We start from the raw sequence: 13,889 nt of genomic DNA, 5'->3' as shown, positions 1-13,889 counted from the left end.
TTACTTGTTTTTGAGTAATTTAAAAAGCACTTAACTTAAAGTGCTTTTATATGATATCAGTATAAAAGTTAATTGTCAAGTGCTTTTTGTATTTGGTTTATTTTATTTTAAGAATGCATGATATGCTTTGCTTGTCATGTAGCAATCAGCTTTTGATAATAGTTCAACTGGTGCATGCATTGATAGCATTGCTGTTCCAATGTCAACTACTTCTGCTCCTTGATTAGCAAGTATATATGCTATTGTTCCTCCGCCGCCTTGGTCTATTTTACCAAGTTCAGTTGTTTGCCACATTACTTTTTCTTGTTTGAATAGTTCTCTTAATTCATTTAAGAATTCTGGATTTGCATCATTTGAACTGAATTTTCCACCGTGTCCTGTGAATTTGGCTAATGAAATTCCACATCCACTTAATGCTGTGTTAGAATCTTCAGTTGCATCAGAATACAATGGATCGATTGCTGCAGTAACATCTGCTGACAATACTTTTGAATTTGCCATGATTCTTCTCATTGTTAAATCGTTGTAATTTTCATTTTGATTGTTTGCAATTTCTGCAATCATATTTCCCATGTATGGTGCATTCATTGATGTATTACCAACTGATCCTATTTCTTCTTTATCTACGAACAAAGCCACAGCTGTTCTCTTAGGATTTTCAACTTTAAGGATTGCTTCTAGTGTAGCATATGCACAAACTCTGTCGTCATGACCGTGAGATGCAATCATTGCTCCATCAAATCCAACATCTCTTGCTTTTGTAGCTGGAACAATTTCTAATTCTGCTACTTGGAAGTCAGATTCGGTTATTCCATATTTTTCGTTCAAATATTTTAATATACATTTTTTGATTGGGTTTTCTTTTTCATTTTTAAAGTTGTAGCTATCGTGACCAGCTATTATAGCTAATTTTTCGCCTTCAATTGCTGCTCCCAATGTTTTTGCGTTCAAATCTTTTGACAAGTGAGCTAATAGTTCAGTGATGTAGAATACTGGTTCATCTTCTTTTTCACCGATTTTGATTTCAACTTTTTTGCCTTCATTTGTGAAGATTACGCCATGCATTGCCAATGGAATTGTTGTCCATTGATGTTTTTTAATTCCACCATAGTAGTGTGTCTTCATCATTAGGATGTTCTTATCTTCTGAAAAAGGTACTGCTCTAACATCTAATCTTGGGCAATCCAAGTGTGAGCCAACTATGTTAAGGCCTTCGTTAATGTCTTCACCAATAACAACTAACACACAAGATTTGTCCTTATTGTTTATATAAATTTTGTCGCCTTTTTTGATTTGTCCTTTTAAAGCTTCTTTTAATTCAACAAATCCATGTTCTTTTGCTTGATTAACAATAAATCCTGTGGCTTCTCTTTCAGTTTTGCAGTTATCTAAGAAGTTCTTGTATCTTTCACCGTAAGCATAGATTTCTTTGTGTTCTTGTTCATCTACAACTTCCCAAATACTTTTCTTTTCGTAATTCAATTCCATAAAATCACTCCATTTCTGTAACATTTTCTATAGGTTCTCCTATAATTTTAGATCCATTAATTTTAAAATCAGATGGATTTTTTGTGACATAATATTTAATGTCACATTTATTTTGATAGTTCCCACAAATCTCATAAATATCTTCACTAAGAGAGTCTGCAGGATCTACAAATGTAATATTTTCTCCTGTATATTCTTTCAGGTATTCAATTAAAATTGGATAATGTGTGCACCCCAAAATTATCGTGTCTGCTCCAAATTCTACAATAGGTTTCAAGTATTCCTCTACTTTTTTTAAAATCTTTTCTTTATCTTTGCAGTCTTCTTCTACAAATCCTACAAAATCGAGACATGCTGATTGGCATACTTCAATGTCATTTTGTTCTAATAATTTTTTATATAACCCATTGTCTACGGTAGCTTTTGTAGCTATCACTCCAACTTTCTTGTTGGACGTTGTTTGTAGTGCAGATTTAACGCCGTATTCAACAACTCCAATTATATCAAAGTTGGCAATTGATCTCATATGACTTAAAGCTATTGATGTTAATGTATTACACGCTACTACAAGTAAATCTATCTGTTGTTCATTAAAAAACCTAACAATATTTTCGGAAATTTTAATCATTTGTTCTCTGGTTTTGGAGCCATAAGGTACATTTGCACTATCAGCAAAGTAAATATACTCCTTATTGGGCATCAGTTTTTTTACTTTTTTGAATACTGTAAGTCCGCCCAATCCAGAATCCACGAATCCTATTTTGTTATAAGGTTTTTGTTTTGAATACATACTTATATTTATCCTTTAATTTACTGTAGCAATTCTCATAGTCATTATAATTTTCAAAAATCCCAAAAACAGTTGGTCCCGATCCACTCATAAGTGACAAATCACAGCCGAGATTGTTCAACTGTTCCTTTATATCAGAGATTTCTTCGACTAATCTTTCTGATACACTTTCCATCGTGTTAAATGCTTTCCTGTAAAAAGTTTCATAATCTCTGCTATCAATTGCAACAGTAATTTTACCAAGTCCACCGTTTGATTCTTTCAAATTATCATACACATCTTTTGAAGATATACTCATTCCGTTATTTACAATTATTATGTTTTTATTAGAAAAATCAGATAGTCTAACAAACTCATTTCCAATTCCTGTTGCTCTGACACATTTTTTGCTCGTAAAATAGAAAGTGTCTGCTCCTGTTAATCTGCAGATTTCCTTGATTTCTTGATTTGAAAGATTTAACGACAAATCATCATTAACATACATCAAAAACTCGCATGCATTGGAGCTTCCTCCTGCAAGTCCCGCTGATATAGGAATTTGTTTATCTACAAACACATCATAGCTACAGTTGATTTTTCTAAACTTTTTTAAATTTTCAAATATTTTATATATCAAATTAGTTTTATCAGTAGGAAAATTCGAATTGTTGGAGCTAAGTTTTAACTCATTAGTATTATTACGATTTATTTCTATAACATCGTGCAGATCAATCAGGTTCATAATTGTGTCGATGTTATGATATCCATCTTCCCTTAAATCAAGAACATCTAACGATAGATTTATCTTTGCGTAACTATTAATCTTCATCAAACACTCTTAAATCTTCTAATTTTTCAAAAAATACTATCTTTTTGCCATCAGTTATCATAGGAACTCCTACTTTGTTGTCCTTTACAATTGATTCGAATTCTTTTCTATTATCTCTATAAGTAAAAAATTCCTTGAGATTTTTCATAGAATCTGTAATATTGATTTCTTCATAATCAATACCGGCATTTTTTAAAATTTCGATTGCATCTACACAATCTGGGCATTTTTCTGACATATATAATTTTAACTTCATAATACACCTCTAATAATAAATTATACTATTGTTTAAATGTTAAATCAAACTAAAAAAACGACCTAACGGTCGCTTTTTAACATAATTCTAACTTCACTGTTGATGTAAGTATATCTGAGTAAGTATACGATATAGTTCTTTCAGAATCGTATTCGTTTGTTACTTTGATTGTGAATAAACTTGGGAACACTTGACTGATAGTTCCTTTGTTAGTAACAATTTTATTTCGTCCTTTATCTGCCTCGACAATAACATCTTTTCCAATATTACTTCGCACTTGACTTCTAATCATGTTCAAATCGTTAATTTCCTTCACGTTATTCCTCCTAACAGATTCGTCGTTATTCACATTATACCACTGTGTCATTGTAAAGTCAAATTAAATAAATTATTTTACAGTAATATTAAAAATATGTCAATAGTTTTTAAGGATTTTTTTATAATCCAAGAGCTACGTGTGCCATCTCGAAATAAATCAACAAACTCAACGCATCTACTATTGTTGTAATCAACGGTCCTGCCATAATTGCTGGATCTAATTTTAATTTCTTAGCGATTATTGGCAACATTCCACCTATTAATTTTGCTGTCACAATTGTGAATATTAAAGTTAATGAAACAACTAACCCAACTGGTACTGAAACTTTGTCTATAATCATGGTTTTTATGAAACAAACCATGCTCATAACCACAGAAACTATCAGTGCTACTCTAAATTCTTTGAAAAATACTTTTAGCCAATCTGTTGTACTAATCTCTCCAGTTGCAAGTCCACGAATAATAAGCGTCGATGATTGCGAACCTGAATTTCCTCCTGTATCCATTATCATAGGAATAAATGCCGTTAGAATAATAGCTTGTCCCAATAGTGATTCGTAATGAGTCATTATTGATCCTGTAAAAGTAGCAGAAATCATCAGTATCAAAAGCCACGCAATACGTTTTTTTGCTAAATTAAATACGCTTTGATCCAAGTATTCATCTTCATCTGGACTCATACCTGCCATGATTTGGAAGTCTTCTGTCGCCTCTTGTTCCATGACTTCCATGATATCGTCAACTGTTATAATACCAGTAAGTCTTTTTTCATTATCTACTACAGGAAGAACTACGAATCCGTATTTTTTGAACACATCTGCTACAGTTTCCTGGTCATCATCAGTGTGAACGTAAATTACATCTTCATCCATTAAATCTTCGATTAATGTTTCCGGTTCATTGGTTACTATAGTTCTCAAAGAAATGAATCCTAATAAAGTTTTCTTTTCGTTAGTAACAAAACATGTATATACAGTTTGTTTATCCACGCCTGTTTTTTTAATAACCTCGAGAGCTTTCCTTACAGTATAATAAGATCTCAATTCAATATATTCTATTGTCATCAATGATCCAGCTGAATCTTCAGGATAATTTAAGAATTGATTTATAAGATTTCTTTCGCTTTTGTCCGTATGTCTGAGAACTTTTTTAACAATTCCTGCTGGCATTTCTTCGATTAAGTCAATCATATCGTCGAAATATAGCTCGTCTACTATGAATTTAACTTCCTTATCACTAAATGCTTCTAACAGCCTTGTTTGATGATCCTTTTCCATATGAGAAAACACATCGATACTGTCATCTTTGTTCAATAATCTGAACACAAGCATAGCGCTTTTTAAATCTAATGATTCAATATAATCTGTAATATCAACTGGGTTGTATTTTTGAATTTGGTTTTTTAGTTTTAAATAGTCTTTGTCTTCTAGATATTTGTTAAGCAAATCCATATCTATTTCATGACGTTCAAATTTTTCATCCATCATATTACTCACCACCTATATTTCTATTTCATATTAAATTATAACATAGATATGAAATATTTTTACTTGAATGAACTTAAAGCTTATATTATAATAAGATTATAAATGATGAAAGGGTGATTTTATGGAAATTACTAAAGATATGTTAATTGGAGACATTATTAGAAGCAATCCTGATTCTGTAGAAGTTTTATTCAGAAACGGATTATCTTGTATAGGTTGTCCAGCCAGCCAAATGGAAAGTTTAGAAGAAGCTTGCATGGTTCACGGACTAGATGTAAATTATCTATTAGAACAATTAAACAAAAACTAATATTATTCCCGCTGATTAAAGCGGGTTTTTACATAAAAAAACTACCTGTCAATTGACAAGTAGTTTTTGTTTTTTTATAATCCTAAAGCTTCTTTTAATTTAGCTTGATCAAATCCAACTATTTCTTCATCACCTATGATTGTAACAGGAACACCCATGTGACCTTTTTTCATAAGTTCTTTTCTAGCTTCTTGATCTTGTGATATATTCTTTTCTGTATATTTTACGTTGTTTTCGTCCATATAATCTTTTGCTGCATGGCAATATTGGCATCCATCACTTGTATAAATTACTACATCTTTCATAAAAATACCTCCTTAAAAGTCTGTATTTTATATATACCCTTATTTGAAAATCTTAATCAATTAGACTCAACTTTTTCACAATATTTTTGTAATCTTCTAGTGACAAATTCTCGGCTCTTAAATTTTCCTTTAATCCCAATTCTTGAAGAATTGCCTTTAATTTTTCCTTGTCGACATTTACAAATCCACTGGTGAAACTGTTCAATATGGTTTTTCTTCTTTTGCTAAAGCCTGATCTTATTAATTGACGTAAAAGTTCTTGGTCAATATCTTCATCTAATTTTTTGAGTTTCATATTGACAACTGCACTGTCTACTTTTGGTTGTGGCATGAACACTGTCTTTGGTGCATTCAGTATTATTTTCGCATCGCTGTTTTGTTTTACAAACAAACTCAATGATGCATAATCTTTACTTCCTACATCAGCTACCATTCTATTTGCCACTTCTTTTTGAACCATAACAGTGATTGATTCGATGATATCTCTGTAATTGAACAAGTGCTCAATAATGGGAGTTGTGATGTAATAAGGAAGATTTGCAACCACTTTGAATTTTTTATCTTCATGATTAAGTTCATTCAAATCCACCTTCAATACATCTTCATTTATTATTTTAAAATTTTCTCTATCGCCAACAGTATATTTCAAAACATCCATCAGTCTTGAATCTATTTCAATCGAATACAAGAACTTGCATTTATCAACAAGTCTTTCTGTCAATGTTCCAAAACCAGGGCCAATTTCAATTACGTAATCGTCTTCTGTAATATCAGAATAATCTATAATATTTTCAATCAAATTACCATCTATAAGAAAATTTTGGCCCAAAGATTTTGAAAATTTGAATCCAAATTTGTCCAATATTTCTTTAATACAAGAAGGTTGGTGAAGTTTATAACTCATCTATTTATAGCCTCCTCTAATTTTTCTCTTGAAATATTGTAATTGTTAAGCATTCTAAGAAAAGATTTCGCATTTCCGTAACCTATATTTAAGATTTTGCCAACCTTTATTCTAAGTGCTTTGGATTCTTCTCCTACCAATCCGTAGTAAATCATATCATCCATTGTATATTCGTTTTTAGAATCAATCATTGATGGATGAGCGTTTTCTATGGCTATTTTGATATCTTCTTCTTTTGCATTTTCGATTCCAATGTCTTCATCTTTGATACACAAATCTTGTGCAATAAATGCGTTTTTTGCGGTTGGAATAAAATCATTAATTCTTTTTCTGATTTTATTTCCCGCATAGTCTGGATCAGTTAGGATTATTATTCCTCTATCTTGGTCGATTTTTTTGAGTCTTTTGAGTAATTTATCACTAAAATAAATTCCACCAGTGCATACAACTTCACAATCTAGTGCTCTTTTCACTCTTTGTTCATCGTCTCTTCCTTCTACAACTATTATTTCTTTTATCATAATTTACCATCCAAAAATATCATCAGCATTCTTGCAAATAATCTGTGCCGTTTCTTTTTCCGACATTTTCTTCAACAAACTAACTTCTTGTAACACCAAATTCACATATTTAGGTTCGTTTCTTTTCCCACGATATGGATGAGGAGTCAAGTAAGGTGAGTCTGTTTCTACCAGAATTTTGTCGATTGGTAGTTTCTCACACGTTTCTTTGACATTTCTTGCGTTCTTAAATGTCACAACTCCACTAAATGAAATATAATATCCCAAATCAATAAATTTCATAGCCATTTCATAACTTCCAGAATAAGAGTGCATTATTCCTCTCACATTAGGAAATTTCTTCAAGATATCGTATGTGTCTTGGATTGCATCTCTTGTGTGAATAATAACAGGCAAGTTTTTTCTTTCAGCGATTTGCATTTGCTTTTCAAAAAGATATTTTTGCTTTTGTTTATCGTGTTCATAATGATAGTCAAGCCCAATTTCTCCAATAGCTTTGCATTTTGGATTATCTGCTAGTTCTTCTATTTTCAAAATATCTTCATCTGTAAATCTATTGTCTTCTTCAGGATGAATTCCTACAGCATTGTATAAGAAATCATATTTTTCAGACAATTCAATAGCTTTAATGGAGTTTTCTACATTGTCACTTGGAAGCATCGCTTTTATTACAGAATTTGATTTAAGATTTTCGATTATTTTATCCCTATCAAAATCAAATTTTTCATCTGTCAAGTGGCAATGCGTATCGTATATTACATAATCTCCCATTAAGATACAGTCGCTCCGTCTTCAAATTCTGAATCAAGTAAGCTTGCCATTGTCAAGTTATCTCCCTTACTTGCCGCAAGAAGCATACCTTGAGATTCTACCCCTCTTAATTTAACAGGCTTCAAATTGTACACGACAATAACCTTCTTACCTATTAAATCATTTGGTTCATACCAATTTTTAATACCAGAAACTATTTGTCTTGTTTCTTCTCCGATTTTAACCTTGAAAACCAAAAGTTTATCGGCATCTGGATGTTGTTTAGCTTCCATGATTTGTCCAACCCTCAAATCAAGCTTGTCAAAATCATCTATAGTGATTTCTTCTTTTGTCTTAGCTTTTTTAGATTTTTTCTTGGATTTTTTAGCAGCTTCTTCATCGTTATCGTCTCTTAATTCAGAAACTTTTTTACCAGTTCTTTCTTCGATTAATTTATCGTTAACCTCATTCAATCTTTCAGTTTCTTTCTTGATATCCAATCTATTGAACAAGTTTTCTCCTCTTTGAACCCTAGTTCCAACAACAGTTTTACCAAACACTTTTCCATCTTCCCATTTTATTTCAGAAAGACCGATTTGTTCTTTTATTTTGTTGCTAGTTTCAGTGATAAATGGAGATGTTAAAATACAGATAACTCTTATCGCATCCATCAAATTATACAAAACAGTCTTCAATCTTTCTGGATCTTCTTTAATCAAAATCCAAGGAGTAGTTTCATCGATGTATTTGTTGGCTCTTCTAACAACTTTCCAAATTTCTTCAAGCGCATTTGAAAAATCTAGCTCTTCTAATAACTCTTCAACTTTTTCTTGACAACCTTCAACTACAGATATCAAACTCTTGTCAATATCGTTGTTGTCATTTGGTTGTGGAATAACACCATCAAAATATTTTTCAACCATCGACACTGATCTACTCACAAGATTTCCTAAATCATTTACCAAATCTGAGTTGAACCTGTTCATAAATCTTTCTGTAGTAAAATTACCATCATTACCAAAAGTAAAATCTCTTAAAATATAGTATTTCAAAGCATCCACACCGTATAAATCAATGATTGGTTCTGGATAATATACATTTCCCTTTGATTTACTCATCTTATCTTCATTGAACAAAATCCATCCGTGAGCAAAAACTCTCTTTGGCAATGGCAAATCCAACGCCATCAACAAAGCTGGCCAAATAATTGTGTGGAATCTTACAATTTCTTTTCCAACCAAGTGAATATCGCATGGCCAGAATTTATTAAATAATTCTTCGTCTTGTCCATATCCAATTCCTGTCAAATAGCAGCTAAGCGCATCAATCCATACGTAGATTATATGTTTATCATCAAACGGAACCTTAACTCCCCAGTCAAAACTTGTACGAGATACAGATAAATCTTCCAATTCACCACTTAAAAAGTTGTTCACCATTTCGTTCTTACGAGATTCCGGTTTTAAGAAGTCCGGATTATCTTTGTATAATTGTAAAATTCTATCTTTGTATTTTGATAATCTAAAAAAGTATGATTCTTCTTCATGATAGTGAACATCTCTTCCACAATCTGGACACTTTCCATCCTTAAGTTGTGATTCTGTCCAAAAAGCTTCACAATCAACACAATAATGTCCTTTGTAAGTAGATTTGTAGATATCTCCCTTATCGTATAATTTTTGGAAAATTTCTTGAACATTTTTTTCGTGAACCTTGTCTGTACTTCTAACAAAACTATCTATGTCAATGTCAAGCTTCTTCCACAAATCCTTAGCGCTTTGTACAATTGGATCGATATAATTTAGTGGATTATCTCCCATGTTTTTTTCTTTTGCTTTTTCGTATAATTTTTGACCATGCTCATCAGTACCTGTAGTCAAAAACACATCATATCCTTGAATTTTTTTGAATTTTTTCAAAGTATCTGCAATAATTGTCGTATAAGTATGACCTAAATGTAAATTACTACTTGGATAATAAATCGGCGTAGTAATATAATATGATTTCTTTTCTTCTGACATAATTTCCCTCCATAATAAATAAACTACAATAAAATAAAAAAGCCCTTATATGACATACATCATATAAGGGCGAAAATCCGCGTTACCACCTTAATTTTAGAATAAAAAATATTCTCTCATTGTTTGGCACTTTCATGCCTAGCATTTGATAACGGATGCTCCCGGAAAAATTTAAAAGCATAAGCTATTCAACTTTTCAAACTCAAAGACCATATTCTGTAATAATTTAGTATCTTATTCCAGCAAACTAAGACTCTCTTTAAAAAAAATATTACATACTCATCTCATCATAGTCATTTTATACATATATTTAAATAATATCATAAACAAATAATTTGTCAAGCAATAAAAAAGAGAGGCTATTATACATAACCTCTCCATAATTTTATCGACTATTTTAATTCGATAGTAGCTCCAACTTCTTCAAGTTTAGCTTTTAATTCTTCAGCTTCTTCTTTAGAAGCGCCTTCTTTAATTGCTTTTGGTGCTTCGTCTACTAAAGCTTTAGCATCTTTTAATCCTAAACCAGTTAAGTCTTTAACTGCTTTAATAACTTTCATTTTTGCTTCACCAGCTGATGCTAAAATTACATCAAATTCTGATTTTTCTTCTGCTGCTGCTCCACCTGCTGCTGGTGCTCCACCTGCTACTGCTACAGGAGCTGCTGCTGATACTCCAAATTTTTCTTCTGCTTTTTCTACTAATTCATTTAATTCAAGAACAGTTAAGCCTTCAACTGCTTCTAAGATTTCATCTATTGACATTTTTTACCTCCAAATTTTATTTTTATTAATTATTCTTCTACTGTTTCAGTAGTTTCGTTTGATTCAGTTTCTTCTGAACCTTCTGCTTTTGATTTAGCAATAGCATCTGCTAAATATACAAATTTTGATACTGGAGCTTTGAAGCTTCCAAGCATTTTTGTAAGAAGAACTTCTCTTGAAGGAATAGATGCGATTTTCTTCACACCTTCAACATCTAAGAATTTGTCTCCTAAATAACCTGCTTTAATTTCTAAATTTTCGTGATCTGCTGCGAATTCCTTTGCTATTCTGGCTGCTGCGATTGGATCATCCATACTGAATGCAACTGCGTTAGGACCAGATAAGTAATCTAAGAATCCTTCAAATCCTAATTCTTTAAAAGCAAAATTCATCATTGTGTTTTTGTATACTTTAAATAATACATTTTCATTTCTGAATTTTTCTCTTAATTCTGTTGCTTCACTAACATCTAATCCTCTATAATCAACGATAACCATTGATTTAGCATCATTAATGTGTCCTTTAATTTCTTCGACAACAGCTTTCTTTTGATTTAAAACGTGTTCTTTCATTATTTCACCTCCATGAAAAAGGCTACACTAAAAAAGTCTTTCCATCCAAAGACAGAAAGACTGATAAACTCATATCTTATGCTCCTCTGTAGGATGATTAAACTTAATAGTCCCTACTGTCTTCGGTAGCCCAAATTAATTACTTGATTATTATATCATATTCAATGAATATGTCAACACTTTTTTATTATTTTTCTTCAATAATACAAATGTTTTTGTCTTCTAATTTCTTTTTCTTATATCTGTACAATAATTCATAGATTGTAGCAAATATTGGAACGAAAATAAGCATTCCAACAATACCACTTACTGCAGCACCTATGGTAACTGCAACTAGAACCCAAATAGATGGAAGTCCTACCGAAGAACCAACAATTCTAGGATAAGTTACATTACCATCAAATTGTTGAAGTACAATTATGAAAATCACAAACATAATCGCTTTTGAAAAAGATTCGATTAAAATAATCAAAGCTCCTAGAGCAGCTCCTAGTATAGCTCCAACCAGTGGAATCAACGCTCCAAAACCAATTAATACACTAACTGTTGCAGCGTTTGGCATCTTCAATAAATACATTCCTATGAAACACATAAACCCAAGCATAAACGCTTCGATAAATTGGCCTTTGAAGAACGAGTAAAATTTTTCGTAGGCGACTTTGAAGAAAACAATAATTCTTTTTGCAGTTTTCCCACCGAAGAAAACATAAGTCAATTCTGTAAATTGTCTTCTCAAAGTTTCTTTTGAAAATAATAAATAAATAGCAAATGTGAACGAGACTACAAAGCTAAGTACAACAGAAAATACTGTGCTAATTCCAAAAAATACATTGTTCAATATATCCAATCCATTTTTAGTTAAATAAGGCTTCAATTTTACAAACAAATCATGAGTACTTGTTATAGCGTATGTGTCGTAAATTTTATCTAATTGTTTTGCTATTTCCGGATATTTTCTTAGCTTTTCAACCAACACCGGAATACCTTGTATTAGTGATTTAATAGCCTCTAAAAAATTAGGAATTATAAGTGTCACTACAAATGTTAATATCGCACTAACTATTACTAAGCTTATTAGCAGAGATATTGCCCTTTTTAGACCCGGCTTTGAAGTCCATTTTTTTAAAAGCTTATTCTCAATAAAATTCATCGGCATATTCAATACAAAAGCTAATGCAGCACCAATAATAAATGGAGATATAATCGCCATAAAAGTACTTAATGCATTTCCTATTGATTTTCCATTAAACAAAAGATATGCCAAAATAACCGGAACGATTAATATAGTAATTCCTATTTGGATTTTTCTTTTGTCGTCTTTTAATAATTTCATTTTTTCCTCCGAATTTAAGAAAAGCCACCTTTACGGTGGCTAAAAACTTCTTATATATTATTCTTTTGCAAATTGTAATGGATTAACCTTGATTCCAGGGCCCATTGTTGAAGCAATTGTTAAAGATCTAATATATTTACCTTTTGATGAAGCTGGTTTTGCTTTCAATATTGCTTGCATTAACGCATTGATGTTTTCTGCGATTTTTTCTTCTCCGAAAGAAACTTTTCCAACTGGAACGTGAATGATATTGCTTTTATCTGTTCTATATTCAACTTTACCAGCTTTGATTTCTTTGATTGCACTTGTAACGTCCATAGTTACTGTACCAGCTTTAGGGTTTGGCATTAAACCTTGAGGTCCTAAGATTCTACCAATTCTACCTACAACACCCATCATATCTGGAGTAGCTACTGCAACATCAAATCCTAACCAACCTTCTTTTTGGATTTTTTCTGCTAAATCTTCTGCTCCTACGAAATCTGCTCCTGCAGCTTTTGCTTCTTCAGCTTTTTCACCTTTAGCAAATACAGCAACCTTTTGGTCTTTACCTGTACCATGAGGAAGTACGATAGTACCACGAACTTGTTGGTCAGCGTGTCTACTATCTACACCTAATTTTGCGTGTAATTCTACTGATTCGTCAAACTTAGCTTTAGCAGTTTCAACAACTAATTTGCTAGCTTCATCTAATTTATATTCAACTGTTCTATCAATTAATTTTGCACTTTCTTGATATTTTTTACCTTTTTTTGCCATATAATCCTCCTTGTGGTTCTAACGAACTAAATCTCCCACTATTCTTCTACTGTAACTCCCATACTTCTTGCTGTACCTTTGATCATGCTCATAGCAGATTCTAAGTTTGCTGCATTTAAGTCAGGCATTTTAATTTCAGCAATTTTCTTAACTTGTTCTTTAGTTAATTGTCCAACTTTAGTCTTATTAGGTTCTCCTGAAGCAGAATTTAATCCTAATTCTTTTTTGATAAGAACTGGTGCTGGTGGAGTCTTTGTAATAAATGTGAATGATCTGTCTTGGTAAACAGTCATAACAACTGGAATAATCATTCCCATTTGATCTTGAGTTTTTGCGTTGAACTCTTTTGTGAATTGCATTATATTAACACCGTGAGGTCCAAGTGCTGTACCTACTGGTGGTGCAGGTGTTGCTTTACCTGCAGGAATTTGTAACTTTACTATTGCTTGTACTTTTTTAGCCATATTAGTTCCTCCTTAAACTATTGTGGTTATCGGGGCTAA

17 protein-coding genes and 2 other annotated features are annotated in these 13,889 nt (G+C 31.8%); of the genes, 1 reads left to right on the top strand and 16 read right to left on the bottom strand.

Annotation, left to right across the window (positions count from 1 at the left end):
- Positions 1-102: 102 nt before the first annotated feature.
- From FMG_RS02915 to mgtE, 6 genes are all read right to left on the bottom strand, one after another.
- Positions 103-1,488, bottom strand: coding sequence for an aminopeptidase (locus tag FMG_RS02915; RefSeq protein WP_041250592.1), 1,386 nt, complete (start codon positions 1,486-1,488; stop codon positions 103-105).
- A 4-nt stretch (positions 1,489-1,492) separates the two neighbouring features.
- A complete protein-coding gene (murI, locus tag FMG_RS02910; RefSeq protein WP_012290475.1) occupies positions 1,493-2,278 on the bottom strand; it encodes a glutamate racemase in 786 nt (261 codons plus the stop codon).
- Positions 2,253-3,086 carry a 4-(cytidine 5'-diphospho)-2-C-methyl-D-erythritol kinase gene (gene ispE / locus FMG_RS02905; RefSeq protein ID WP_041250591.1) on the bottom strand — a complete coding sequence of 278 codons (834 nt, stop codon included), beginning with the start codon at positions 3,084-3,086 and terminating at the stop codon, positions 2,253-2,255. The genes murI and ispE overlap by 26 nt, the downstream gene beginning before the upstream one ends.
- Positions 3,076-3,342 (bottom strand): glutaredoxin domain-containing protein, encoded by a 267-nt coding sequence (locus FMG_RS02900; RefSeq protein WP_012290473.1) that lies wholly within the window; start codon positions 3,340-3,342, stop codon positions 3,076-3,078. The genes ispE and FMG_RS02900 overlap by 11 nt, the downstream gene beginning before the upstream one ends.
- Before the next feature lie 76 nt (positions 3,343-3,418).
- Positions 3,419-3,658 carry a Veg family protein gene (locus tag FMG_RS02895; protein ID WP_002838626.1) on the bottom strand — a complete coding sequence of 80 codons (240 nt, stop codon included), beginning with the start codon at positions 3,656-3,658 and terminating at the stop codon, positions 3,419-3,421.
- A 121-nt stretch (positions 3,659-3,779) separates the two neighbouring features.
- Positions 3,780-5,147 (bottom strand): magnesium transporter, encoded by a 1,368-nt coding sequence (mgtE, locus tag FMG_RS02890; RefSeq protein ID WP_012290472.1) that lies wholly within the window; start codon positions 5,145-5,147, stop codon positions 3,780-3,782.
- Between the two features lie 121 nt (positions 5,148-5,268).
- Here mgtE and FMG_RS02885 point away from each other — a divergent pair, with 121 nt between their 5' ends.
- Complete coding sequence (locus FMG_RS02885) at positions 5,269-5,457, top strand: DUF1858 domain-containing protein (protein ID WP_002838641.1); 189 nt, start codon at positions 5,269-5,271, stop codon at positions 5,455-5,457.
- Between the two features lie 74 nt (positions 5,458-5,531).
- On the opposite strand, the gene FMG_RS02880 is transcribed toward FMG_RS02885, so the two are convergent.
- The 10 genes from FMG_RS02880 to rplK form a co-directional block, all read right to left on the bottom strand.
- A complete protein-coding gene (locus tag FMG_RS02880; RefSeq protein ID WP_002838618.1) occupies positions 5,532-5,762 on the bottom strand; it encodes a glutaredoxin family protein in 231 nt (76 codons plus the stop codon).
- 52 nt (positions 5,763-5,814) lie between these two features.
- The gene (gene rsmA / locus FMG_RS02875) at positions 5,815-6,666 is read right to left on the bottom strand and encodes a 16S rRNA (adenine(1518)-N(6)/adenine(1519)-N(6))-dimethyltransferase RsmA (protein ID WP_012290471.1); all 852 of its coding nucleotides are present in this window, start codon (positions 6,664-6,666) and stop codon (positions 5,815-5,817) included.
- Positions 6,663-7,187 carry a ribonuclease M5 gene (gene rnmV / locus FMG_RS02870; protein WP_002838656.1) on the bottom strand — a complete coding sequence of 175 codons (525 nt, stop codon included), beginning with the start codon at positions 7,185-7,187 and terminating at the stop codon, positions 6,663-6,665. Before rnmV ends, rsmA begins: the two co-directional genes overlap by 4 nt.
- Positions 7,188-7,190: 3 nt before the next feature.
- Complete coding sequence (locus FMG_RS02865; RefSeq protein ID WP_012290470.1) at positions 7,191-7,958, bottom strand: TatD family hydrolase; 768 nt, start codon at positions 7,956-7,958, stop codon at positions 7,191-7,193.
- Entirely contained in the window at positions 7,958-9,958 is a 2,001-nt protein-coding gene (metG, locus tag FMG_RS02860; RefSeq protein ID WP_012290469.1) for a methionine--tRNA ligase, read from the bottom strand. The genes FMG_RS02865 and metG overlap by 1 nt, the downstream gene beginning before the upstream one ends.
- A 62-nt stretch (positions 9,959-10,020) precedes the next feature.
- Positions 10,021-10,258, bottom strand: a binding site (T-box leader).
- A gap of 92 nt (positions 10,259-10,350) precedes the next feature.
- Positions 10,351-10,722, bottom strand: coding sequence for a 50S ribosomal protein L7/L12 (rplL, locus tag FMG_RS02855; protein WP_012290468.1), 372 nt, complete (start codon positions 10,720-10,722; stop codon positions 10,351-10,353).
- A gap of 29 nt (positions 10,723-10,751) precedes the next feature.
- On the bottom strand, positions 10,752-11,294 hold the full coding sequence (gene rplJ / locus FMG_RS02850; protein WP_002838611.1) for a 50S ribosomal protein L10: 543 nt from the start codon (positions 11,292-11,294) through the stop codon (positions 10,752-10,754).
- 20 nt (positions 11,295-11,314) lie between these two features.
- Positions 11,315-11,438, bottom strand: a sequence feature (ribosomal protein L10 leader region).
- A 43-nt stretch (positions 11,439-11,481) separates the two neighbouring features.
- On the bottom strand, positions 11,482-12,627 hold the full coding sequence (locus tag FMG_RS02845; protein WP_012290467.1) for an AI-2E family transporter: 1,146 nt from the start codon (positions 12,625-12,627) through the stop codon (positions 11,482-11,484).
- Between the two features lie 57 nt (positions 12,628-12,684).
- Entirely contained in the window at positions 12,685-13,386 is a 702-nt protein-coding gene (rplA, locus tag FMG_RS02840) for a 50S ribosomal protein L1 (protein ID WP_002838605.1), read from the bottom strand.
- Positions 13,387-13,424: 38 nt separating this feature from the next.
- Positions 13,425-13,850, bottom strand: a complete 426-nt coding sequence (gene rplK / locus FMG_RS02835; protein WP_002835316.1) for a 50S ribosomal protein L11 — start codon at positions 13,848-13,850, stop codon at positions 13,425-13,427.
- Positions 13,851-13,889: the final 39 nt, after the last annotated feature.

Origin of the sequence: Finegoldia magna ATCC 29328 (genome assembly GCF_000010185.1) — a bacterium.
GTDB classification, from domain to species: domain Bacteria; phylum Bacillota; class Clostridia; order Tissierellales; family Peptoniphilaceae; genus Finegoldia; species Finegoldia magna_H.
The sequence above is the reverse complement of the archived record's forward strand: the minus strand, read 5'-3'. Positions and strand labels throughout refer to the sequence as shown.